The 23,275-nt window shown below is 51.4% G+C and carries 23 protein-coding genes; 7 read left to right on the top strand and 16 right to left on the bottom strand.

All coding sequences use genetic code 11. The annotated features are described in order from the left end of the window. Window positions 1-100 precede the first annotated feature (100 nt). Complete coding sequence (locus LQ229_RS02580; protein ID WP_216536686.1) at window positions 101-349, bottom strand: DUF1146 family protein; 249 nt, start codon at window positions 347-349, stop codon at window positions 101-103. A gap of 95 nt (window positions 350-444) precedes the next feature. Continuing rightward, the gene (locus LQ229_RS02585; RefSeq protein ID WP_230190886.1) at window positions 445-3,309 is read right to left on the bottom strand and encodes a S8 family serine peptidase; all 2,865 of its coding nucleotides are present in this window, start codon (window positions 3,307-3,309) and stop codon (window positions 445-447) included. Window positions 3,310-3,472: 163 nt separating this feature from the next. Between LQ229_RS02585 and LQ229_RS02590 the strand changes: the two genes are divergently transcribed. Next, window positions 3,473-3,973, top strand: a complete 501-nt coding sequence (locus LQ229_RS02590) for a hypothetical protein (protein ID WP_230190887.1) — start codon at window positions 3,473-3,475, stop codon at window positions 3,971-3,973. Between the two features lie 207 nt (window positions 3,974-4,180). Then, window positions 4,181-4,492, top strand: a complete 312-nt coding sequence (locus LQ229_RS02595) for a hypothetical protein (protein WP_230190888.1) — start codon at window positions 4,181-4,183, stop codon at window positions 4,490-4,492. A 240-nt stretch (window positions 4,493-4,732) separates the two neighbouring features. Here the strand turns inward: LQ229_RS02595 and LQ229_RS02600 are convergent, their stop codons facing one another. From LQ229_RS02600 to LQ229_RS02650, 11 genes are read right to left on the bottom strand one after another with little or no spacing between them, the layout of a single operon-like run. Beyond that, the gene (locus LQ229_RS02600; protein WP_230190889.1) at window positions 4,733-6,289 is read right to left on the bottom strand and encodes an NADH-quinone oxidoreductase subunit N; all 1,557 of its coding nucleotides are present in this window, start codon (window positions 6,287-6,289) and stop codon (window positions 4,733-4,735) included. A 3-nt stretch (window positions 6,290-6,292) separates the two neighbouring features. Then, window positions 6,293-7,909, bottom strand: a complete 1,617-nt coding sequence (locus LQ229_RS02605; protein WP_216536682.1) for an NADH-quinone oxidoreductase subunit M — start codon at window positions 7,907-7,909, stop codon at window positions 6,293-6,295. After that, entirely contained in the window at window positions 7,910-9,790 is a 1,881-nt protein-coding gene (gene nuoL / locus LQ229_RS02610; RefSeq protein ID WP_230190890.1) for an NADH-quinone oxidoreductase subunit L, read from the bottom strand. Window positions 9,791-9,802: 12 nt separating this feature from the next. Continuing rightward, a complete protein-coding gene (gene nuoK / locus LQ229_RS02615; RefSeq protein WP_290370006.1) occupies window positions 9,803-10,111 on the bottom strand; it encodes an NADH-quinone oxidoreductase subunit NuoK in 309 nt (102 codons plus the stop codon). A gap of 1 nt (window position 10,112) precedes the next feature. Next, a complete protein-coding gene (locus LQ229_RS02620; RefSeq protein ID WP_216536680.1) occupies window positions 10,113-10,631 on the bottom strand; it encodes an NADH-quinone oxidoreductase subunit J in 519 nt (172 codons plus the stop codon). Further along, window positions 10,624-11,079 (bottom strand): NADH-quinone oxidoreductase subunit NuoI, encoded by a 456-nt coding sequence (gene nuoI, locus LQ229_RS02625; RefSeq protein ID WP_216536679.1) that lies wholly within the window; start codon window positions 11,077-11,079, stop codon window positions 10,624-10,626. The genes LQ229_RS02620 and nuoI overlap by 8 nt, the downstream gene beginning before the upstream one ends. Window positions 11,080-11,094: 15 nt before the next feature. Next, complete coding sequence (gene nuoH / locus LQ229_RS02630) at window positions 11,095-12,105, bottom strand: NADH-quinone oxidoreductase subunit NuoH (protein ID WP_216536678.1); 1,011 nt, start codon at window positions 12,103-12,105, stop codon at window positions 11,095-11,097. Continuing rightward, window positions 12,105-13,205, bottom strand: coding sequence for an NADH-quinone oxidoreductase subunit D (locus LQ229_RS02635; RefSeq protein ID WP_216536677.1), 1,101 nt, complete (start codon window positions 13,203-13,205; stop codon window positions 12,105-12,107). The genes nuoH and LQ229_RS02635 overlap by 1 nt, the downstream gene beginning before the upstream one ends. Window positions 13,206-13,211: 6 nt before the next feature. Next, window positions 13,212-14,057, bottom strand: coding sequence for an NADH-quinone oxidoreductase subunit C (locus tag LQ229_RS02640; protein ID WP_230190891.1), 846 nt, complete (start codon window positions 14,055-14,057; stop codon window positions 13,212-13,214). Next, complete coding sequence (locus LQ229_RS02645; RefSeq protein WP_216536675.1) at window positions 14,054-14,572, bottom strand: NADH-quinone oxidoreductase subunit B; 519 nt, start codon at window positions 14,570-14,572, stop codon at window positions 14,054-14,056. Before LQ229_RS02645 ends, LQ229_RS02640 begins: the two co-directional genes overlap by 4 nt. Further along, window positions 14,557-14,925: an NADH-quinone oxidoreductase subunit A gene (locus tag LQ229_RS02650; RefSeq protein WP_216536674.1), complete on the bottom strand. Its 369-nt coding sequence runs from the start codon at window positions 14,923-14,925 to the stop codon at window positions 14,557-14,559. The genes LQ229_RS02645 and LQ229_RS02650 overlap by 16 nt, the downstream gene beginning before the upstream one ends. Window positions 14,926-15,185: 260 nt before the next feature. On the opposite strand from LQ229_RS02650, the gene LQ229_RS02655 reads away from it, so the two are divergent. The 5 genes from LQ229_RS02655 (at window position 15,186) to LQ229_RS02675 (ending at window position 20,987) form a co-directional block, all read left to right on the top strand. Beyond that, window positions 15,186-16,160, top strand: a complete 975-nt coding sequence (locus tag LQ229_RS02655; protein WP_230190892.1) for a LacI family DNA-binding transcriptional regulator — start codon at window positions 15,186-15,188, stop codon at window positions 16,158-16,160. Between the two features lie 197 nt (window positions 16,161-16,357). After that, window positions 16,358-17,683, top strand: a complete 1,326-nt coding sequence (locus tag LQ229_RS02660; RefSeq protein ID WP_230190893.1) for an ABC transporter substrate-binding protein — start codon at window positions 16,358-16,360, stop codon at window positions 17,681-17,683. Between the two features lie 92 nt (window positions 17,684-17,775). Then, the gene (locus tag LQ229_RS02665) at window positions 17,776-18,660 is read left to right on the top strand and encodes a sugar ABC transporter permease (RefSeq protein WP_230190894.1); all 885 of its coding nucleotides are present in this window, start codon (window positions 17,776-17,778) and stop codon (window positions 18,658-18,660) included. Continuing rightward, window positions 18,660-19,502 carry a carbohydrate ABC transporter permease gene (locus LQ229_RS02670; protein ID WP_216536670.1) on the top strand — a complete coding sequence of 281 codons (843 nt, stop codon included), beginning with the start codon at window positions 18,660-18,662 and terminating at the stop codon, window positions 19,500-19,502. Before LQ229_RS02665 ends, LQ229_RS02670 begins: the two co-directional genes overlap by 1 nt. 24 nt (window positions 19,503-19,526) lie before the next feature. Next, window positions 19,527-20,987, top strand: a complete 1,461-nt coding sequence (locus LQ229_RS02675; protein WP_230190895.1) for a glycoside hydrolase family 32 protein — start codon at window positions 19,527-19,529, stop codon at window positions 20,985-20,987. 442 nt (window positions 20,988-21,429) lie between these two features. Here LQ229_RS02675 and LQ229_RS02680 read toward each other — a convergent pair whose 3' ends face one another. From LQ229_RS02680 to LQ229_RS27075, 3 genes are all read right to left on the bottom strand, one after another. Next, entirely contained in the window at window positions 21,430-22,329 is a 900-nt protein-coding gene (locus LQ229_RS02680; protein ID WP_230190896.1) for a transposase, read from the bottom strand. 366 nt (window positions 22,330-22,695) lie between these two features. Further along, a complete protein-coding gene (locus LQ229_RS02685) occupies window positions 22,696-23,103 on the bottom strand; it encodes a F0F1 ATP synthase subunit epsilon (protein WP_216537464.1) in 408 nt (135 codons plus the stop codon). An 11-nt stretch (window positions 23,104-23,114) separates the two neighbouring features. Continuing rightward, entirely contained in the window at window positions 23,115-23,246 is a 132-nt protein-coding gene (locus LQ229_RS27075) for a hypothetical protein (protein ID WP_290370007.1), read from the bottom strand. Between the last annotated feature and the right edge of the window lie 29 nt (window positions 23,247-23,275).

Here is a 23,275-nt window from a genome sequence, read left to right on the forward strand (position 1 = left end):
GTTAACACAAAAGTTCGATGTTATTCGACATTTTCGTTTCACTCGCGTCATTTCTCGTTTCATTGCGCGTTCAAAAAGTCGGCTTTTCCGCGCCAACCTCTCAAAACATCCAGCGAAGCTGCTGCGTCCATTGCCAATACTGCAAAATAAACTCGGCAACCCAGCGCCCGACAATGACGGCCAGAAATAAATAGAGCAGCTTCGCCTGCGGACTTTTCGGACGGCGGATCAACAAGTCCAATTTTAACGTCTGCAGCGCCCACCAAGCTAAAGCTATGCATGCAAGGGTAACGATAATCGAGACCAATCCGTTCAAGCCCATCGCCGCGGAAATTCCCCGGTCGTCCATGATGCGTTTTCGCCTCCTATCCTTTTGTTTACAGCGGATTTTACCTCATGCCGGCATGCCGCCTTATTGGGGCCGCTCCGGCAGAAGGCCTCCGCTTATTTCCGTATTAATATATCGTACAGCATCGATGTAAATTCCGCCCGGCTCGCCGCGCTGTCCGGTTTAAACGTTTCGTCTCCGTATCCGCGAATCAAGCCTCGCCCCTTCATCGCGGCCAGCATCGGCGCGGCCCAATAAGTACGGGAAACGTCTGTGTAAGGTTGCGCGGTAATCGAGCCCGGCTTAATTCCTAACGCATTTCCGATCATCACCGTCATCTCGGCGCGGGTGACGTAGCGGTTCGGCCGGAAGGACATGTCTGAGTACCCGGACACGATGCCGGATGCTGTCGCCCGCGCAATCGCGTCGTACGCCCAATGGTTCTTCGGCACGTCGGTGAATCGTTGCGGCCTGCTCTCCTTAAGTTGGAAAGCTTTCGACAACACCGCAACGGCTTCGGCTCGTGTAATGACTCGATCCGGCTCGAACCGCAGCTGCTCGTAACCGTTGATCCAATTTTTGGCGGTTAGCGCGGAGATCGCTTTTTCCGCCCAATGGCCTTCAATGTCGCGGTATCCGGAAACCAACGTTTCGGCTTTCGCTTTCAATTGATAATATTGCTGGTCGAACATGCTGTCTGCCGTCAATTTAACCAAGTACGTTCCCGGCCCAAACGTCCCCGACGCTCTTAGCGAGCTGTTCCCCGCTTTGTTGGCGTAAGAATTAATCAATTTCTGCCGCCGGTCGTAAACATTCATTTTGACGATTCGATTCGCCGAGATGCGGCTCACTTCCAACGTGACATAGCTGCGGGCATCGACTTGAAATTTAAACCAGTCGACATCGTCATCGCTTGAGAACACGCCCAAGTAATCGGTATCGAACGCCATCGTCACCGCTTGATAGCTTTTGTCGTTCGGTTCGTTCGGATCCGTAAATTTGGTAATATACTCAATCGACAGCTTGAATTCCGCCGCTACCGGCCTCGGCTTGGCCGAGATGGCGTTATAGACCGAGATATAGTACGTGCCGGGGGCAAGATTAGGCAAAGTGATATATTCCCCCTCTCCCTTATCTTCCCCATGCGCGTCGACGGTAATCGTATCCGTGTTCGGCCCTCGAAACGTCATGGCCGGGTCGACGCGAACCGAATCCGTTTCCAGCTCCAACCGGAGCGTTCCCCGCTTCGTCACCTCGAAGGCGAACCAGGAGACATGCCCTTCGCGGCTGAACGTGCCCACCACTTCCTGGCTGCGGGTCGGCAGCTTAAACGCACGCTGCTGCGTATCGTTCTTGCCGTACGCATCTTCATAAACGGCAAATTTCGACACTAACCTGTATTGGACTCCATGTGCCGCATCTCGGTTCTTGAGTCGCAATTGAATATAATTTTCCCCTTTCTTCAAAGGGATCGTGCCCTTTCTTTGATCGGAAAAATCGCTAAGGAGTCGTCCTTCCGCTTTATTTCCTTGGAAATAGGTAAGCTCGACCGGCTCATCTCCTTCCAGCATGCCGAATTGCAATTGCAACGTTCCGTCATATGGGGCGTCGACGCGAAACCAGTCCGTATCATTGCCGCCGCTTAACGCGGCGTAAAGCGCCGTGTCGATCGGAAAGGGCGCAGCCTTGTCCCTGCTGCCGTTATCGCCGTAAATGTCGCTTTTTGGCGTCGACGTCAGCGCGCGGTCCGCCCGAAGCAACCCGTATCCCGTGCGGGGATCCCAGCCCTTCTCCCCGATATCTTGGGCCGTTTGCCTTATCAAGTTGCGAATTTGATATGGCTCGTAATCGGGATATTTCGCCCATATGAGCGCGGCGACGGCTGCAACCTGCGGGGCCGCCATCGACGTTCCCTCTTGAGCCGTATACGCGCCGTCCAGCGCCGTCGTATATACTCTCCATGGGGCGACGACGTCCATTTCCGGTCCGTAATTCGAGCGGGGCTCCGCTTTGTTCCCGTCACTGCCGCCAACGGCGAGAACGAACGGGTACGCCGCGGGATATTTGATCGCCACTTTATCCCCTAGAACGTTGGCATCGTTTCCGGTTGCCGCAACGAGCAGCACCCCTTTCTGCTCCGCATAGTTGACGATCTCCTCCAAATAATGCGAATAGCGGTACAATCCTACGGACAATATGACAATTTTCGCCCCATGATCGACCGCATATTTAATTCCTTCCCCCAGCTTGTCCTCGTCTCCCGCTCCTTGCCGGTCGAGCGCCTTAATGGGCATCATCCGGGCGGACCATAAAATGCCCGTCGTTCCTTTCTCGTTATTGCCGACAGCGGCGACGACCCCCGCCACATTCGTTCCGTGCCCGTTATCGTCTTGCGGAGGACGGCTTTCGTTAAGCAGATTGATTCCTTCGACCAGATTGTCCTTCAAATCGGGGTGATCCAAATCTACGCCCGTATCTACCAGCGCGATCGTCACATCGGTATTGTCATGATAGAAATCCCAAGCGGTTCCCGCCCGGATTTCCCGCAAATACTCTTGGCTGTTGAAATAAGGATCGCTCGGAAGCGCGGAGATGCGAACTTTCTGGTTTTTCTGCACATATTCGACATGCGCCGATCGTTCGGCCTGCTCCAGCCACTCCTTCTCGTCCGTCCCTTCGTTCGGTTTCGCCACAATCACGTTCATTTCGTCATGGGTGCGGACGATGTCGGTCGACTTCAATAACTGAGCATCGGGCCCTTTATCGTTCCATTTCAGAATCCATGAGTCCGAATCAATTTCATCTTCATCCATGCTCGGATCCGCGTCCGGATTGGCGTCCGGCTCGGCGTGGATTCGTTCTTCGTTATAAGGCTTGGATTCCCCGCCTCCCATTGCGTTCGAAACCGGTTCGAAGCAGAGAGTAACGAGCAGCATAAGCGCCAGTCCGATGATTGCCAGTTGCCTTACCATTGTTTTCATTACGTTCTCCATCTAACTCCGTGAAGATATACGGTATTTTTCACTCAGCCTTAACTATTTCGATATCGGCTCGAGCAATCCCTCTAAAAAGCGCAATATTTTGCACGGTTAAATTTTCGTAACCAGTACTGTATAATAGTGGAAAAAGGGAGGGGCGATACGGATGAGAAAGCCTGTTGTTGATTTGACGCTTTTATGTCTTGTTGTTTCGTTGCTCATTTCATGCGCGAACAAAACGGACGACGCGATTCGATTAGCGACCGAATATAAGCGAGCCCAATTTGACGTAAGCCATTACGATTACGCCGGCAACGCGACGCCCGAAGTCGTCGGCCAAGCCAGGGAAGTGATGGCGCCGTTCCTAACGGATAAGTATTTGGATTACCAGACCAGAAACCGCACATTAATATTGCCCGTACAGCTATCTAACAAGTTGAAGGCAGCGCCGGCTTTGGACGATTTGACATTTTCCGTATTTTCTAAAGAGGAGGGAAGGGTTGAGCTTGACTATGGCGTGAACGTAACATTTCAAAATGAGAACGTTGGCGATGCAAAAGCTTTGAAGATGGAAGGCAGAATTACGCTTGTGAAGGAAGGAGGAGCTTGGAAAGTCGACTACGATAATTTCAATGCTGCCGATTGGTTTGGTGCGTTGTTGGAATGAGTGCAGGAGAGGCTCGGGGTATTGAACTCCCTGCACCCCCCTTTTTTTTCGCCTTCTGTCGAAATCCCCGTCGCTCAGAACTTAATACGGCTGCTAAAAATCGCCGGTAATCGCCGCCATACGGGCCCTCGCGCGTTTCGATCAGCCCAGCGTGTAGGCACGACGTGAGGAAGTTGCGGAAAAGCCGGGTCCAGTGCACATCGTTCATTGATTGCCGAATCGTTTCGGCGTTTATCGCCTCTTCCTCAGCCCCCATTGGAAAATATCCAATCCAATTCGCCGATTTATGGCTGGACACGCGCCTCTATTGGAAAACATGCAACGGATTCTCACCTTTTACCGTCTTTCGGGCACATTCATGAAGATTTCATTGGACGAAATCCAATGAAGAATAGCAATATGGCCTTAAAAAGAAAAATCCATTGGACAAAATCCAATGGACATCAGACGAAGGTCGAACGTGCAAAAAAAGCACATGGCACTGCCCCGGTATTCGAAAAATATCGGCGTAGTAGATAACTGTTCAAGCACCATCAAGCGCACTCATGCACGAAAAGTCGGAATCTGCTTTGCACTGAGAAAACGGGTTAACGGCATGCGTGCGTGCACCTCCGTACGCGCATTTGAACCAGCAGTTTCCCTTCTGAACGAGAGGGATATCGACAGAAGGCGCGGGAAAACCATACCCGTGCAAGCAACCCCGCGAAAATACAAATCCCGTACAACCAAACGGCCGTACGGGATTTTCAAAGCTTTGCCTTACTGAATGAACAAATCAAACGAAACGGAGAAGAAATGATTGATAAATTGGAACACGAAATTCGGGAAAATACCGATCGCGACCGTGGCGACCGCACATACCCAAATCGTAATTCCGAGCGGGGCGGTCAATTTGATTTCTCTTTCTTCGCCGTCCGAACGCATATACATTTGACGAATGATGCCGAAATAGTAATACAACGAGATAACCGCGGTAACGATCATGATCGTTGCAATCCAGTACGCATGCATTTGCACCGCGCCGAGCACGATGAACACCTTCCCGATAAATCCGCCGGTAAGCGGAATGCCCGCAAACGACAGCAGCAATATCGTCATCGCAACGGCCGTATAAGGCGCGCGATAATACAATCCGGCGAAGCCTTTCACATCGTTGTGCCCGGCTGCCCGGCTTACCGCCATGACGACGGCGAAAGCTCCGATATTCATCAATAAGTAGGCGAACAGGTAAAATATCAATTCCGAGAAATTCGACGCGTGAATACTGATCATCGACACGCCGATCGGTACAAGCATATACCCGGCATTGGCCACGCCGGACAAGGCAAGCAGCCGCTTGACGTTCCGCTGCCGCAGTGCCGCGGCGTTCCCGACGATCATCGCGATCGCGGCCACAATCAGTACGGCAAGGAACGCATCCTCCCCGAAATTGTTCTGCGGTCCGCCCAACAGTTGAAAGTACACGTTGTACATGATGCGGAACAAGATCGCAAAACCCGCCGCTTTGGACACGACGGCGAGGAATGCGGTAACCGGCGTCGGCGCGCCTTCGTACACGTCGGGAGCCCATACATGAAACGGCGCGACCGCGATTTTGAAGCCGAAACCGGCAAGCATCAGGAAAAAGCTGACGTACAGCAATATTTCGAAGTTTGCCGCATTGCCGGCGAGAACCGCTCCGATTTCCCCTACGTTCGTCATACCGGTCATGCCGTACAAGAACGACATGCCGTATAGAATGAAGGCGGAAGATATGCTTCCCAGCACCAAATATTTAAACGCACTCTCGTTCGATTTCAAATCGTTTTTCTTTAATCCGGCCAACACGTACGAAGTAATGCTCAGCAGCTCCAGCCCGACATACATCGTGATCAGCTCGCCCGAGGAAGCCATGATCATCGCGCCGAGCACAGCCGGAAGCAGTAAATAATAGTACTCGCCTTTATGCTGAATTTCGTCTTCCCGGATGGAACCGAGGCTCATAAAGACGATCAGTCCCGTTCCGCTCAAGAACAAAATTTTCATAAGATTGGCGAAATCGTCGATCCGATAGCTTTGTCCGAGCAGTTGAACGACCTGCGCCGCATGCGGCGCGTCCGCGACTGCGCTCATGCCGGTCATTTTCCATATGACGAAAAAGAGCGATACGGCGATAGCCGCAAGCGAAAGAACCCCCGTAAAATTGCGGTTTACTTTGTTCGGCAGAAGCAGATCCAACACAGAAATCAAAATTGCGGCAATGACCAATGTTAACTCCGGCGCCAAGGTTGCAAGATCGGCCCATTGCAGCGGTTGTATCGTTTCTAACGGACTCATGGGCTACCCTCCTACCTTGAGAATGGATTGTAAAAATTGATCAAAGCTATGCTGCAGCGGTTCGACGACGGTAGCGGGATATACGCCGAGCAAAATAATGAAAGCGACGAGCGCGACCATCGGGATCGCCTCGACCAGTCTCGCATCTTTGATGCCGGTGTACCGTTCGCTCATCGGACCGTAAGTAATGGCGAGCACCCCGCGCAATACATAGACCGCTCCGAGAATAATGCCGAGCGCTCCTACGGCCGTAATGATCTTCATCGAGCCGAACAAGCCGAGGAACGACAGAAACTCGCCGATAAATCCGGATAAGCCGGGCAAGCCGAGCGAGGCTAACCCCGCGATTAGCAGTATCCCGCTCATGAACGGAACGCTCTTCGCCAAGCCGCCAAGCTCGTCGATTCGCGTCGTTTCCGTTCGCTCGTACAAGCTGCCGACGATCAGGAAGAACAGCGCCGAGATGAAACCGTGCGATACCATTTGGAACAATGCGCCTTGCAATCCGGCCTCATTCAAAGACGCGATGCCGAGCAGCACGATCCCCATATGGCTGATGCTGGAATAAGCCAGCACAAGCTTGAATTCTTTTTGCACGAATGCGAGCACCGCGCCGTACAAAATATTGATTACGCCGAGAATCGCCAGAGCCACCGCCCATGAATGGACATGCTGCGGGAACAGGAATACCGCGAAGCGTATCAATCCGTATGCCCCCATCTTCAGCAAAATGCCGGAGTGAATCATGACGATCGAAGGAGGCGCTTCGTTATGAACGCGCAGCATCCAAGTGTGAAACGGGAAGATCGGCAGCTTGATGCCGAATGCCACGAGCAGCAGGATGAACAACGTCAAGCTCATGCCTTCCGACATGTAGAACGGATTGCCCGGGGCCAACTCCGGAGCGATGTTCATCATCGCTTGATCGTCCTGCATATTTGCCGTCAATGTCGTCAAATCGCCGCTGAATATATAGTTCACCTGGCCGGGGACCGTTTGATCGTCCATGCGGAATCCGGCGGTCGCCACCAGCAGGATGAAGGCAATGAGCATGACCGCGGATCCGAAGCCATTGTACAATAAAAACTTGTTGGCCGCTTTTTCCCGCTTCAAGTACCCCCATATTCCGATCAGGAAGAAGGTTGTTACCAATGTCGCTTCGAAGAAGAAGAAAAATAAGAACAAGTCCCGTGCCATAAAGACGCCGAACATACCGATCTCAAGCAACAGGAACAAGATAAAATACGTTTTCCAGCGCTTTTTGATATGATAGGATGCCAATGCCGCCGCAACTGCGACGATCGCCGTCAATACGACGAGCAACAGCGAAATGCCGTCGATGGACATATGATAGTTCAGTTGGAACGAGCTGGCGGCTCCTCGCAAAAATTCGCCGTTCAATGGGATATTGATCCAAGTGACGTTTTCTTCAAACGCTTTTCCATTGATCGAATTAAAGGAAACGTACAACCATACGCTTAGGATCAGCGGGATGATTGTCGCCGCTACGCCAACCATTTTGATGCCGCGGCTATTTTCCTTAGGCATAAACATAATGACGAGAATTCCGATCAGCGGGGAGAAAGCGATCAGTGACAAAATAGGGATGTTCTCCAGCATCTACCACAACCTCCTTCCCGCAATGGCCACGATAAGAATGACGCATCCGATCAACGCAACCGCGCCGTACGTTTGCAATTGTCCGTTTTGCAGCCTTACCGACGCACGGCCGACGAATACCGTGGCGCCCGACACGAGACGCACGATGCCGTCGACAATCCGGTTGTCGAACCAATCGGCCGCTTTGCCGATCGCTTTCAGCGGTACGACAAAGATCGCATGCTGCAGTTCGTCGATATAATATTTACGCTCCAGCAATGTCGTCAGCCAAGGAACGCGGGACGAAACCGCATCGCCCGGAATCGAGCGTTTGCCGTACATCAGCCAGCCGAGTCCGATACCGATCAATCCGATCAGCGTCGAGACGATCATGACCATCGCGTTGGCATGCTCCTCCGCCTCGCCGCCCGTTAACCACGACCCGAACCAACCGTTGAACGGCGTATAGACAAATCCGGCGACCACGGCCAGCACGGCAAGGATAACAAGAGGCATCGTCATCGATCCCGGCGATTCTTGCGCTCCCTTCGTTTCGGCGGACGTTCCGGCGAAGACGAGGAAGAACAGCCTTGCCATATAGAATGCGGTAAAGAACGCGGCTACAATGCCTACGATAAACAAGCCTTTATTGCTGTCCCATGCTGCGGTCAGAATCGCGTCCTTGGACCAGAACCCGGAGAACGGCGGAATGCCGGACAAGGCTAACGCCCCGATGCCGAACGTCCAAGCCGTTATTTTCATTTTCGAACCGAGTCCGCCCATCTTATGAATGTTTTGCGTATGTACGGCATGGATGACGCTGCCCGCTCCCAAGAACAGTAACGCCTTGAAGAAAGCGTGCGTGAACAGATGGAATATGCCGGCCGTCACCGAGCCAAGACCGAGCGCAAGCATCATGTAGCCGAGCTGACTGACGGTGGAGTACGCCAGGATGCGCTTGATGTCGTTCTGGGCAATCCCGATCGTTGCCGCGAATATGGCCGTAAACCCGCCGACATAAGCGACGACTTCCATCGCTGCCGCCGATTGGTGAAAGATGTCGAAAGTGCGCGCCACCAGAAACACGCCCGCAGCTACCATCGTAGCCGCGTGAATCAAGGCGCTGATCGGCGTCGGCCCTTCCATCGCATCGGGCAGCCATGTATGCAGCGGGAATTGTCCCGACTTGCCGACGGCCCCGACGAAGATCAGAATCGCAATCAAAGTCGTAATTCCGCCTGTAATTCCGGCCGCAAGCATCGTCTCCTGATTGCCGAACACGTTCTGGATGGAAGAGAAGTCGAGTTCATGCCCGGGCATATACCAGAAGAGGAGCAGGATGGCGATGAACAACGCGACATCCCCGATCCGGGTGACGATAAACGCCTTCTTCGCCGCCGCTTTCGCAGCCGGTTTGTGAAACCAGAATCCGACCAGCAAAAACGAGCAAACGCCGACCAATTCCCAAAAAATATAAAGCTGCAGCATATTTTCGGAAATGACGAGGCCGAGCATCGAGAACGTAAACAACGCCACATAAGAGTAAAACACCGTGATTCGCTCGTCGTCTTTCATATAACCTCTGGAATAAATGTTAACGAGCAGACTGACGAGCGTGACGACAAGCAGCATGATCGCATTCAGATTGGTAACTTCAAAGCCGAGCGTGAGACGAACGTCGCCGAAACGAATCCAGTCGACGCTTTGGCTGTAATCCGAAGCGTTGCCGCCCAAGCGTTCCACAAAAACGAGAATGGCCATTCCAAATGACGCGAGTGTGCATAAAATTCCGATCCAAGAGCCGACTTCTTTCATCTGGCGGCCAAGTGCCGTCAAAATCAAGAACGCGAGCAGCGGGAACAGCGGAATGACCCAGACGTATTGCGAATAGATTGATTCCATTGCTAATCCTCCCTACCGCTTCATTTCATCGAATTCATCGACGTTTGCCGTACCTTTGTTGCGGTACAACGCGATTAAGATCGCGATGCCGATTGCCGCCTCCGCCGCGGCGATCGATATGTTAAAGAGCGAAAAGATCTGCCCCTTCAAACCGGGCACCATCCCGTACTTGGAGAAGGCGATCAGATTCAAGTTGACCGCGTTCAGCATCAACTCAATGGACAAGAGGACGATCACCGCGTTTCTTTTGGTCAAAGCGCCATACAGTCCGAGACAGAACAATATGGCGGCAAGCGTTAAATACGAAGCAAGCATGCCCATCTCAATCCGCCTCCTTCTTCGCGAGGACGATCGCGCCGATAAAGGCGACCGTAAGCAATACCGACAGCAGTTCGAACGGAATGACATGTTCGGTAAAAATCAGTTTGCCGATCTCAAGCGTATTCTCCTTCGGCGCATCCCAGTTCGCCGCGGGGAATTCGGCCATGCGGATCGCATAGAACAAAATTCCGAACAACGCCAGGCAGCCGACCGCCACTAACGCTTCATGCCACGGCCTTGTCATTTCTTCGTCCGTTTTGTCGTGGCGCGTCATCATAATCCCGAATATCATTAGAATCGAAATCGCCCCGGCATAGATCAATACTTGCACGAACGCGACAAATTCGGCGTTCAGCAGCACATACATGCCTGCGAGGCAAATGAACGTGAATGCAAGCGAAACGACCATATGGACGACTTTGTTGAAGCTGATCATGAGCACCGCGCCCGAAATGATGCATACCGCCAAAATAAAAAACGCAATATATTCGCCGGTTAATTCGAGGTTGAAACTAAACATCTTTTTTAGCCCCTCCTCTATTGACCGCCGACAGATTATTTTCTTTGCGAATGTTTTCCGTATTTTCGTTCAGCCATTTGATATCTTTGAACAACTCGTCGCGGCTGTATGTCGAAAGCTCGAAATTGTTCGTCATGACGATGGCCTCGGTCGGGCATACTTCCGTACATAAATCGCATAAAATGCAAATTTCAAAATTAATATCGAACGTATCGAGCACCTTTGCTTTTTTCTCCGGATCGGGGTTCGGCTTACCGGTCAAAGTAATGCACTCCGTCGGACAAATGCGCGCGCATTGGTTGCACACAATACATTTTTCGGTATCGAGATACTGTATTCCGCGAAAACGATCAGGCATGACAAGCGGCTCGTCAGGATATTTATAGGTGGCTTTCTTGGTGCCAAGCGCTTTGAGCGTGACGCCAAGCCCTTTGATTAACCCCTTCACAGTCCTCACCCCTATCTATTTAATAAATAATTCCATATAAACGGCCGTGACGAATACGTTTAGCAAGGCGAGCGGGAGCAGCACCTTCCAGCCGAGCCCCATCAATTGATCGACACGAATCCGCGGCATCGTCGCACGCAGCCAGAACAGGAAAAAGACGCAGAACGAAAATTTGACGATAAACCAAATCAAGCCCGGGATAAAATCCAGGAACGGAAACGGCGGATGCCAGCCTCCCAGGAACAAGATTGTCGTAAGCGAAGCGATGGCGAAAATATATACGTACTCTGCCAGCATGAAGAACGCAAACCGGAATCCGCTGTACTCGACGTGATACCCGGCAACCAGTTCGGATTCCGCCTCCGGCAGGTCGAACGGCGAACGGTTCAACTCGGATACGGCCGCAATAATGAAGACGACGAATCCGATAATTTGGGGAAGGAAGTTCCACTCCCAGAAATAGTTGCCTTGGCTGCTTACGATCGTGCGCAAATTCAGGCTGCCGCTAAGCATAATGACGCCGACAACGGATATGATGAGCGGGATTTCATAGCTGATCATTTGCGCCGCCGAGCGCATGCCGCCGAGCAGCGAATATTTGTTGTTCGACGCCCAGCCGCCGATGATGATCGCCAGCGTGGAAATGCCCGTCAATGCGCCGTAGTATAAGATTCCAACGTTCAGATCGGCAAAATAAAGCTGTTCCGTATACGGTATCGTGGCCAATACCGCGAACGCGGGAACGTAGGCCAGCGCGGGTGCGAGAATGAACAGCGCGCGATCCGCTTTTTTCGGAATCGTATCTTCTTTAATCAGCAGTTTAAAAATATCCGCCACCGTTTGCAATAACCCGAGCGGCCCGACATGCGTCGGACCGTGACGAAATTGCATCCAACCGATGACTTTCCGTTCGAAATAAATCGCATAGGTGACAAATCCGAGCACAATGATCAAAAAAACGACGGCCCAAGCGAAAGCGATCGCAAAGTTGGTCCAGGTTAACGTTTCTTGCAGCCAATTGCCCATTAGCAGTCTACCTCCCCTACGACAATGTCGACCCCGCCCAAAATGGTGATCAGGTTCGTCATCGTCTCTCCGACGAGCAGTTTCGGTAATATTTGCAGGTTAACGAACGATGGCCTTCTAAATTTCAAGCGGTAAGGCTCCGCTTTGCCTCTCGAAACGATATAGCAGCCGATCTCGCCCCGCGGCGATTCGATGCGCGCGTAGACTTCCCCGGCCGGCGGCCTGACGGCCCGCGGCACCCTGCCCATAATGTCCCCGCCGCTCGGGAACTGTTCGACAGCTTGCTCGAGAATCCGCAAACTTTGGCGCATCTCTTCGATCCGGAGTAAATACCGGTCGTAGCAATCTCCGTTGAAGCTTATCGGCACGTCGAAATCGAATCTGTCGTACAGGCTGTACGGCTCATCTTTGCGCAAATCCCATTTGACGCCGGTGCAGCGGAGATTCGCTCCGCTCAATCCGTAGTTGATCGCCGTCTCGGCGTCGTACTTGCCGACGCCTTTAATTCGCGCGAGGAAAATTTCGTTTCCGCTTACCAAATTGTCGTATTCTTTGATTCTGCCGCGCATGTATGGAATAAAATCGCGCACTTTGTCGATCCATCCCGGCGGCGCGTCCCATTTCACTCCGCCTACCCGCATATAGTTATAAGTCAGGCGGGCTCCGCAGATTTCGTTGAATAAATCGATAATGATTTCGCGGTCGCGGAAAGCATACAGGAAGGGGCTGAGCGCCCCGATATCAAGCAAGTATGTGCCCCACCAGACGAGATGGCTGGCCACCCGCTGCAATTCCATAACAATCAAACGCAAAAATTCCGCTCTTTCCGGCACTTCGATCTGCATCATTTTCTCAACCGCGTGCACCAGCACATAGTTGTTCGTCATGGCAGACACGTAGTCCATCCGGTCCGTATACGGAATAATTTGCGTATAGTTTAAATTTTCGGCCAGCTTCTCCGTCCCGCGATGCAAATATCCCATGACCGGAGTCGCTTCCGTAATCACTTCACCGTCCAACTTCACAATGATCCGAAAAACGCCATGTGTACTTGGATGTTGAGGTCCTACATTTAACAGCAATTCTTCCGTCCGAATCACTTGTGATTACACCTCCGAATCTAGTGGTACATAGTCTTTGCGCAGCGGATGGCCGACCCAGTCGTCCGGCATCATAATACGGCGCAAATCGGGATGGCCCGGGAATGCGATGCCTAGCAAATCGTATATTTCTCGTTCGTTCCAATTTGCCGTTTGCCAAAGTCCGGTGACGGAATCGACAGACGGCTGATCGCGGTCCGTTTTGACCTTGACGCAGTATTCGTGCTTTGTCGTGAGGTTGACCATATGATAGACGACTTCCATATGCGTCTCATGGTCCGCTCCCGCAACGTTGCGCAAGTAGTTGCACCCGAATTCGGGATGGCGCAGCAGCTTCTCCGCGCATTTGAGCCAATGCTCGTTTTTGATGGTCAGCGTCGGCAGATGGTTGTTGTTTTCATTGATCGAGCTTTCCTCGACCGCATCCTCCGCCACCTCGGATTGCAAAATTTGCACCGCCCGGTCAAGTCTCGGCTGGTTCGGCGAAGGCTCCTTCGGCGCTTCCGGCTGCGCCGTCTTCTCGGCTTTGCCCGCTTCCCCTTCTTTCGCCGCTTTCGGCCCGTCGGCCGCCCGCGCGGCTCGCGCTTCGGCTGCCGCTTTGCGTCGCGCTTCCCGCTCTTCCTCCGTCAGCGGCTTCCGCTCCGGCTTCGCTGCCGCGGGCTCAGCGGCTTCCGCCTTCTCCACCGGCTGCGGCGGCGCCGCTTCCTTCGCTGCCTCTGCGCTTGCCTGTTGCGGCTCGGCCGGTTCTTTCGCCCCGGCGCCCGCTTCCCGTTGCGCCGTCTCTATATTCGCCTCGCCATTGGCGGACGGTTCAACCGATTGATCGGACTGCTCTTTCTTTTCCTCGCTCATCGATTCGTCACCCGCTTTCCGGTTTTCGCCTCGTAACGGATCTTCTCCTGCAGCTTGTTAATTCCGTAGATTAGCGCCGCCGGATTCGGCGGGCAGCCCGGAATATATACGTCGACCGGCACGACCTGGTCGACCCCTTTCATGACGGCGTACGATTTCACGTACGGTCCGCCCGCTGTCGCGCACGAGCCCATCGCGATGACCCATTTCGGCTCGGGCATCTGATCGTACAATCTGCGCAGCAACGGCCCCATCTTCTTCGTTACCGTTCCCGCCACAATCATGACGTCCGATTGGCGCGGCGAGGTGCGGAACATAACGCCGAACCGGTCCAGGTCGTAATGCGACGCCCCCGTACCCATCATTTCGATCGCGCAGCATGCCAAGCCGAACGTAAGCGGCCACAAGGAATTGCTGCGGGCCCAAGCCTTTAATTGCTCCAATGTCCCCATAAAGACGTTGCGTTCCAGCTCTTTGCGTTCTTCAGGGCTAATCGATTCTAGATTGAGTTCCATTTGAGCACCTTCTTCTTCCACGCATATAATAATCCGATAAGCAACAACCCTACGAATATTAACATTTCCACCAATACGAACAATCCCAGCTGATTATACGCTACCGCCCAAGGGTATAAGAAAACCGTTTCAACATCGAAAATAACAAACATCAAAGCGAATAAATAATATCGGACGTTAAACCGAATTTGCCCGGCCCCGACCGGTTCGTTACCGCTTTCATAAGTTGTCCGTTTCATCTCCGTCGGTTTGCTTGGTCTCAGCAGGCGTCCCACCGACAAAGCTACGACAGGCAGCAAAATGCCGAGTGAGATGAAGATCGCGACGATGATGTAATTGTTCCAGTACTCCATACCCCAAATCGCCTCCGTTCGTTGATATAAGTCTTTCTAATAACAAATAACATAAACTGTAATAAACCCGTAACAATTATAACAAAACCTACCATTGGAGTCTATGCAATTCCTGGATTCTTCTTCAACTGTCACTTATTGTGAAGGGCTCATATAAATTTACGTTATTTCCTCCTCGAACATGTAAATGAGAAATGACTATTTAGTGAATTACTGCTATAATTTTAGACTGATCCTAATTATGCAAAGGAAGGTTACGAATGGCGACGATCAAGGATGTAGCGGAAAAAGCGCAAGTCTCCGTCACAACGGTATCCCGCGTTCTCAACAATCGGGGTTACATCAGTCAGGCAACCAGGGAGAAAGTGTTCCGCATCATGAAAGAAATGAATTACCAGCCGAATGAAATCGCAAGATCGCTCATGCGGAAGAGATCGATGATGCTTGGCATGATTATACCGACCATAGCGCATCCCTTCTTCGGAGAGCTTGCCTATCATATCGAAAATTACGCTTCGTCTCTAGGCTATAAGATGCTTATATGCAACTCCAGAATGAATCAGCGCAAGGAAAAAGAGTATATCGACATGCTCAAAAGCAACCGGGTCGACGGCATTATTATGGGGAGCCATACGCTGGATGTCAGCGAATACATTCAGCTTCAGCAGCCTATCGTCACATTAGACAGGCGCATTGCGGACATTCCTTACGTTTCGTCGGACAATTATCGCGGCGGCGTGCTGGCGGCCGAATTGCTAATCCGAAAAGGGTGCAGGAAAATCGCCCATATCTGCGGAAATCTCTCGCTCGATTTGCTCGGCAACCTCCGCTCGGAATCGTTTCTAGACCTGTTGCAAAAAAACGATATCGAAACCGTTGTCATCGAATTGGGAACCGATGTATTCGAGAGCGAGGATTACGAGAACATGATCACCCGATTGTTCGAGGATCATCCGGATCTCGACGGTTTGTTCGCGAGCAGCGACATGATCGCCGCCAATGTCATCAAAGTATGCGCTTCGCTAGGCATCGCCGTCCCCGAAAGCTTGAAATTGATCGGTTACGACAATATCCAGTTCTCGGCTTTGACCAATCCCGCATTAACGACAATAAGCCAGCCTTTGGAGGAGATGGGGATTTTGGCCGTCGATCTCATCGACAAACTCGTATCCGGAGAGCAGGTTCGGATGGAGCATATTCTCCCCGTAACGCTAATTGAACGCAGTTCAACCTAGTTGAAAAAGCCTATTCATGTTAATACGGCTTTTTTTATCGCACTGTATGTCAAACGATTGACATACAAAATAATCGGCATGTATAATGGGTCATGCAATCGCTTCAATTGGATACAATGATTCATTTGCAGGCGGCATTTCCGATCCGGTTCGAAACGATTGGCTACGATTCATTTTTAAGGGGAGGAAAAAGAAAAATGAAAAAGACTGGTCTTGCATCTTTACTCATCCTGTTTCTTGCGTTTTCTATGGTCTTGACGGCATGCGGCGGCGGAAAAAACGGCGGCGGTTCGAATCCAGCGGGCAGCGAGACGGCAACAAATGGCGCCGACTCCGCCAAGCAGGTAAAAATCACATTTTTAAATTCAAAAGCGGAAATCCAGAAACAAATGGAAGAAGCGGCGAAAGCTTTTACCGAAGCGAATCCGAATATTTCGTTGGAAGTGATCACTACGCCGGAAAGCCAATCCCCGGTCGAAAGAGCTTCGTCGCTTTACGCAGCGGGGACGCCGGCGACGCTCGCCATGCTTGATGCCGGCGACATCAGCAAATTTCAAGATAAAGCCGCGGATCTCTCGGGCGAGAAATGGGTAAGCGAACTGTCGCAGCCTAACGAGATCGACGGGAAAACGCTGGCGTTCCCGTTCGCCGTGGAAGGATACGGATTGATCTACAATCAAGCCGTTCTCGACAAGGCGGTTGGCGGAACCTTCGATCCAGCCTCGATTCAAACCGTTTCCGATTTGGAACAGTTGTTTGGCAAAATCGAAGCTTCCGGCACCGCGCCATTGATCATCGGCAGCATGGATTGGTCCTTGGGCAACCATTACTTGGCAATCGCTTATGCCACCCAGCCGGACGGCGATGTGAACAAATTCCTTGACAGCTTGAAAGCCGGCAACGAGAACTTGGCGGAGAACGCTTCGTTCATAGGCTTGTTGGATACGTTCGACGTCATGAAGAAATTTAACAAAGGCAAAAACGACCCGCTCGCCGTCGTGTTGGAGCAAACCGCGGCCGCGGTGGCCAAAGGCGAGGCCGGCATTACGTTTAACGGCAACTGGCTCATTACCGAAATTCAGAAATCGAACCCTGACGGACAGTTCGGATTCATACCGGTGCCTGTCAGCGACAATTCCGGCGATAAAGCGAATTCTTCGATCGCGATCGGCGCGACGAAGCAAGTGATTATCGATAAAGCCCAAAGTACGGAAGAGCAGCAGGCCGCCGCCAAGCAATTTCTCGATTGGCTCGTTTACGATCCGGTCGGCCAAGATTTTTTGGTGAATAAGGCGAACGTCGTTCCGGCATTCAAGAACATCGACCTTGAACCGGACAACTCGTTGGCGAAAGCGATTAAAGCCTATAATAACGCCGGCAAGTCCATTCCGTTTGCAGGCAACTACGTACCCGGCGACCACTGGAAAGTATTGGGCGCCTCCATGCAGAAGTATCTGGTCGACAAAGTGGACCGCGCCGGACTGGCTGCCGAAATTCACGATTACTGGAAAAACGTAAAGTAAGTCTAGCAATTTGGACGTCGATGAACGAGACTTCAAGGCCTTGTTCATCGGCCTCCAGCCTTAACAAACTATGAGAAGCGGAGTAGATCCATATGATCGCAGACAAAAATCGAGCCAAGCGCCTTTACCATCGGCTTTTTTTCACGGGACCGACCATGTTGGCGTTTTTCGCCGTCATTATCGTCCCTTTTCTTTACGGAATCTATATGACCTTTTTTCAATGGGACGGCATCTCATCCAGTATGCCTTTTGTAGGCTTCTCCAACTATGCTGGCGTATGGCATGACGATAAATTTTGGACTTCGATTTGGCTGACCGTCAAGTATGTGCTGGCAACGGTTCTGCTAATTAACGCGATCGCCTTCTTGCTGGCTTTATTGGTAACGTCAGGCATCCGGGGACAAAATTTTTTCCGTACGGCATTTTTTACGCCGAATCTGATCGGGGGTTTGGTGCTCGGTTTCATTTGGCAATTCGTGTTTAACCATTTCCTCGTGCTTCTCGGCCAGAAGTATGGCCTTCCTCTATTCGATAAATCGTGGCTCGGCGACGAACATAAAGCGTTTTGGGCGCTCGTCATCGTCACCGTATGGCAATACGCGGGATATATGATGGTCATTTTCATTGCCGGTTTAATGAGCGTGCCCAAAGATGTGATCGAGGCGGCCACGATTGACGGCGCAGGCGCGTGGAAGAAGCTTACGCGCATGGTGCTTCCTTTGATGGTGCCTTCTTTTATCGTGACCGTTTTCCTTTCTTTGCAGCGGGGATTTATGGTGTACGACGTAAACTACGCGTTAACAAACGGGGGGCCGTTCGGAAGCACCGTGCTCGCTTCCATGCATGTCTACGACAAAGCGTTCATTCGATACGATTACGGAATGGGACAGGCTGAAGCATTCGTTCTCTTCTTCCTCGTTGCGGGCGCAACGCTCCTGCAAGTCTATCTCGGCAAAAAAATGGAGGTTGAAGCCTAATGAAGACGAGCCTTTACCTGCGGCAAACGATCACATACTTTGTATTGCTCATCGCATTGGCGCTATTCGTGTTTCCTTTTTTGTTGCTGCTGTTCAACTCGTTTAAAACGAATGCGCAAATTATCGAGTCGCCGATCTCTCTGCCGACTTCCATCATGTTCGATAATTTTACAATTGCGTATCATGAAATGAACTATTTGGGCAGTTTTATGAACTCGTTGCTTATTACATGCGTAAGCGTGGCCGCCATTTTGCTCTTTTCTTCGATGACGGCCCACTATTTTGTCCGCAACCGCACGAAAACGAATCAATTGCTCTTCTTCACGATGATTGCCGCGATGATTATTCCTTTCCAGGCGATCATGATTCCGCTCGTGTCGATTTACGGGCAGAAGTTAGGTTGGATATCGGCACAGCCTCAGCTTACCTTAATTTTTATGTATATCGGCTTCGGCAGTTCGTTGGCGGTTTTCATTTATCACGGTTTCATCAAAAGCGTACCCGCCGAATTGGAAGAGGCGGCGCGTATCGACGGCTGCAACTTGCGGCAGACGTTCTTCAAGGTGGTCGTCCCCATTCTGAAACCGACGTCTGTGACGATCGGGATACTGCATGTATTGTGGATTTGGAACGATTTCCTGTTGCCTGTGCTCATATTGCAGAATGCAGGCAAAGACAAATTGACCTTGCCGCTCGCGGTGCAAGTATTTAACGGAACCTATTCGTCCGATTACGAGAAATTTCTGCCCGCGGTCGTAATGATCATCCTGCCCATTCTCATTTTATATCTGTTTGCCCAACGGTTCATTATTCAAGGGGTTACGCAAGGCTCTATCAAATAAATTACTTAGTAAGAAAGGTGCATTATGAATTACACCAAAGAAAAGGCCGATTTATTCATCAGGCAAAACAAAGCATTGCTTCGGGACGATTACCGGCTGCGGTTTCATTTAATGAGCGAATACGGCTGGATGAACGATCCGAATGGCTTTATTTATTATAAAGGAAAATACCACTTATTTTATCAGCATTATCCGTACCGGCCTTATTGGGGACCGATGCATTGGGGCCATGCCGTCAGCCGGGATTTGGTCGCGTGGGAGTACCTCCCTGTCGCTTTGGCGCCGGACCGGGATTACGACAGCGACGGATGCTTCTCGGGCAGCGCTGTGGAACGGGATGGAAAATTGGCCCTGCTCTATACGGGACATATCGTTACCGGCCCGGACAATAAAAATGACTACATGCAATCCCAATGTTTGGCCCTATCGGACGACGGCGTGCACTTTGAGAAGTTCGCGGGGAATCCGGTCATTCCGGTATCCCAAATTCCGGAAGGCGCCAGCTTGAAAGATTTCCGCGACCCAAAAGTGTTTGAACGAAACGGCTGCTATTATACCGTCATCGGGTCGAATGACGGGAAGGAACGCGGCATCGTTCTGTTATACCGTTCCACGGATTTGAAGCAATGGGATTTTGTCAATATTATCGCCCAAGGCGATAGCCGGTTGGGAGCGAACTGGGAATGCCCCGATTTGTTTCCGCTGGAAGACCAGGATGTTCTCATCATATCTCCGGAGCGGATGCCCGCTCAAGGCAATGATTATCATAACGGGAATTCCACCGTTTATATGTTGGGCCGGCTCGACACGGAAGAAGGGAAATTCCGCTACGATTCGTACGAACCTGTTGACTGCGGGTTTGACTTTTATGCGCCCCAAACATGCGAGGATTCCACGGGTAGACGTATTATTGTCGGCTGGATGGAAAACTGGACGACGGAAATTCCGACGCAGCAAGACCATCATTGGGCCGGAGCGATGACGCTTCCGCGCGAAGTGGTCGTTGCGGGGGACAAGCTTCATTTCTTGCCCATCGAGGAGATTAAGCGATATCGGCAATCTCCCTATGAAGTAACCGATGTTGAGCTAGACGGGGAACGAATGCTGGAATGTTCGGGCGATTGCTATGAACTCGAGGCGGTGTTCGAAGCGCTCGATGCGGAGGAATTCGGTTTGCTGCTGCGGAAACATGGGCAGGAGGAAACCGTCGTCGCATACCGGCCAAGCGAACAACTCGTCCGGTTTAACCGCGATCGTTCGGGGATCGGACCCCAAGGGGAGCGCCGGACGAACGTTGCGTTACAAAACGGCAGGCTGGCTCTTCGAATATTTGTAGACCGTTCCTCCGTAGAGGTGTTTGTTCAGGAAGGAGAGAAAGTGATGACCGGGCGCATCTATCCGGGAGCGCAATCCGTTGGCATTGGCGTGTTTGCACGCGGCATGTGCCGCCTCGTTTCGTTGCGCAAATGGGATATCCGAGTCTAAGCAGCAATTCTTCTTGTTCTCGCTTCTTGTAAGCCACCGACCGGAGCGCTTCGGGGATGAGCGACGTGCTTTTAGAAGCCGTGAGCGCCATCCCCCTTTTTTTGCATAGCCTCGCACTCGTTCGTTTTCCTTTTTGGCGTCGACTTCCTTTTCAACGTTATGTTTATGCTCTGCTCCCGGTATTATCTCATCTTTCCCCTTCTGTCGAAATCCCGCTCGCTCAGGACAGAAATATCTTTCATGAATCTCTAGTACAGTTAAACAAAAATATCTTTCATGAATCTCCAGTAAAGTTAAAATGAAAAGTACTTTCACGAGTCCCTTGGGAAGCTGAAAAGAAAAATGGATATCCATCCGGGAAGTGGTGCCAAACGAATGTTACTGCATAATTTAAACGAAAAACCGAGCACCGCCCTAACACAATCGTAGCTTGAACAATGCACTAGGATGCGATTTTATAATGAACCATACCCGATTCGGCAGCACTGCCGACAAGCTCCCGATAAGTAATCGTTCGAGACTTCACACAGCTATCAAACAGCGGTTTGAGCAGAGACTCTCGGAAATGATTAAACATATAGCAAAATTGATTTAGATAAGCTTGCAAATGTTTGCTGCCAATGCCGCCAAACACAGCAGCCAACCATTTTTCCGCTTCCCATGCAAGTGAAATCAACCTGAGATTGCGCCGGCGCCCCGTACAGCGCGTGACAACGGCATGGGCTGCGGCTTCCCGTTCCACATGACGATCGATAAAACCTTCAACCGCAAAAGGCGTATAGGGATCTTTGATTGTTTCTTTCTCTTGCTTCTCTATTTTCAATTTGAGGATGGTTCCGTTGTCGTCCACCGAGGCACCGACTAAGAGAGGTTGTTCCGGCACGTGCCATGACCAAAAGGGTGGCGTAATCCGTCTTGCATAGATGGCCTCCGAAATGCGAACCAGCCCGGACAACAGCTCCGCCGAATCGGTTTGAGACATGGCATGCCGAAGCTTGTGGCAGATCAGCCACGCCGTTTTGTAGGTGACCCCAATGATCCGGGCTAATTGGACCGCGTTGACGCTCTCCGGCCGGGAATGAAGATAGATCGCCTGAAACCATTTGCGCAGCGAAGTGCGGCTGCCTTCCATGACCGTCCCCGCAATGAGCGAGGTCTGCGCCCTGCAGCTTTGACACTCATATAAAGGGAGCCTGCGGGTCTTGATAACATAAGCGCTAGGATGCTGACACCGGGGGCAGCGAAAGCCGTCCGGCCATCTCATATCGAACCATGCTTGTACACAGGTCTCTTCCTTTTCATAGAAAGTGGAGAACGCTTCAAAGGATAACAACTCGGACACGGCAATACCTCCCGAACCAACCAAATTCGAACTTATGTTTGTATTTATTTTAACAAACATACGTTCCCATTTCAACTTCTATTTTTATTTTATGGAAAAAGAAATAAAGAGCTTTTTCTGGTGAGAGGAGCTATCATCCATGATTGAGGAGTGAATTTTTGGGTACACCTACGTAACGAAATCGGGCTTCTGAACAAGGGGGATTCCGACAGAAGGTCTGGTAGGAGGAGATATTCGCAAAAAGTGCTGAGCGAAGGGGATTCCGACAGAAGGCCAAACGAATGGGATCTTGACAATAAGCCTGAGCAAGGGGGAGCTATAATATTAAAAAAGCCGGGACCCCCGGTCCCGACTTTCCCGTTAACGCTATGACGAACGATGTTCCCCAACTTCGATCCGCGCCATCGCTCTTTGCAGCGCCAGTTCGGCACGACGATGGTCGAACTCGTCCTTTTTGCTGGCAAGGCGGCGTTCCGCACGTTCTCTCGCAGCCTTTGCCCGGCTGAGATCGATTTCGTTGGATAATTCCGCACTTTCCGCCAAAATAACGACCTTATCTTTGCCAACTTGAATAAAACCGCCGTGAACGGCCAGTTCTTCCACGTTACCGTCTTTTTTTACTCGAATCGGAGCAACTTTGAGCGGGGTTACTAAAGGTACATGTCCTGCCATGATCCCCAGTTCGCCTTCGACCCCTTTTACACTTACCATATCAACCTCTTTGGTGTATACGATGCGCTCCGGAGTGACAATTTCTAATAAAAAGGTGCTCATTTGGAGTCCTCCTAAAAGCTTTGCGCAGCAAAGCTATCTTCGTAAGCAACGACTTCGTTTTCCGCAGGAAAACTAGCTTCGTAAGCATCCGCCAAGCCTTGCGAAGCAAAGCTAACTTCGTAAGCAGCCACCATGCCAAGCATAGCGTCTTACTTCGAGTGCGGCCGATGTG

It is taken from the genome of Paenibacillus sp. CECT 9249 (assembly GCF_918697855.1).
Taxonomy (GTDB): Bacteria; Bacillota; Bacilli; order Paenibacillales; family Paenibacillaceae; genus MSJ-34.

Coding starts and splice junctions, on each gene's coding strand:
- LQ229_RS02590 (WP_230190887.1), top strand. CDS start 3,473: ATGAGAAAGCCTGTTGTTGATTTGACGCTTTTATGTCTTGTTGTTTCG.
- LQ229_RS02585 (WP_230190886.1), bottom strand. CDS start 3,309: ATGAAAACAATGGTAAGGCAACTGGCAATCATCGGACTGGCGCTTATG.
- LQ229_RS27075 (WP_290370007.1), bottom strand. CDS start 23,246: ATGCTTGGCATGGTGGCTGCTTACGAAGTTAGCTTTGCTTCGCAAGGC.
- LQ229_RS02605 (WP_216536682.1), bottom strand. CDS start 7,909: ATGCTGGAGAACATCCCTATTTTGTCACTGATCGCTTTCTCCCCGCTG.
- LQ229_RS02685 (WP_216537464.1), bottom strand. CDS start 23,103: ATGAGCACCTTTTTATTAGAAATTGTCACTCCGGAGCGCATCGTATAC.
- LQ229_RS02640 (WP_230190891.1), bottom strand. CDS start 14,057: ATGAGCGAGGAAAAGAAAGAGCAGTCCGATCAATCGGTTGAACCGTCC.
- LQ229_RS02645 (WP_216536675.1), bottom strand. CDS start 14,572: ATGGAACTCAATCTAGAATCGATTAGCCCTGAAGAACGCAAAGAGCTG.
- nuoK (WP_290370006.1), bottom strand. CDS start 10,111: ATGGGCATGCTTGCTTCGTATTTAACGCTTGCCGCCATATTGTTCTGT.
- LQ229_RS02650 (WP_216536674.1), bottom strand. CDS start 14,925: ATGGAGTACTGGAACAATTACATCATCGTCGCGATCTTCATCTCACTC.
- LQ229_RS02665 (WP_230190894.1), top strand. CDS start 17,776: ATGATCGCAGACAAAAATCGAGCCAAGCGCCTTTACCATCGGCTTTTT.
- LQ229_RS02655 (WP_230190892.1), top strand. CDS start 15,186: ATGGCGACGATCAAGGATGTAGCGGAAAAAGCGCAAGTCTCCGTCACA.
- LQ229_RS02675 (WP_230190895.1), top strand. CDS start 19,527: ATGAATTACACCAAAGAAAAGGCCGATTTATTCATCAGGCAAAACAAA.
- LQ229_RS02660 (WP_230190893.1), top strand. CDS start 16,358: ATGAAAAAGACTGGTCTTGCATCTTTACTCATCCTGTTTCTTGCGTTT.
- LQ229_RS02670 (WP_216536670.1), top strand. CDS start 18,660: ATGAAGACGAGCCTTTACCTGCGGCAAACGATCACATACTTTGTATTG.
- LQ229_RS02600 (WP_230190889.1), bottom strand. CDS start 6,289: ATGAGTCCGTTAGAAACGATACAACCGCTGCAATGGGCCGATCTTGCA.
- LQ229_RS02580 (WP_216536686.1), bottom strand. CDS start 349: ATGGACGACCGGGGAATTTCCGCGGCGATGGGCTTGAACGGATTGGTC.
- nuoL (WP_230190890.1), bottom strand. CDS start 9,790: ATGGAATCAATCTATTCGCAATACGTCTGGGTCATTCCGCTGTTCCCG.
- nuoH (WP_216536678.1), bottom strand. CDS start 12,105: ATGGGCAATTGGCTGCAAGAAACGTTAACCTGGACCAACTTTGCGATC.
- LQ229_RS02620 (WP_216536680.1), bottom strand. CDS start 10,631: ATGTTTAGTTTCAACCTCGAATTAACCGGCGAATATATTGCGTTTTTT.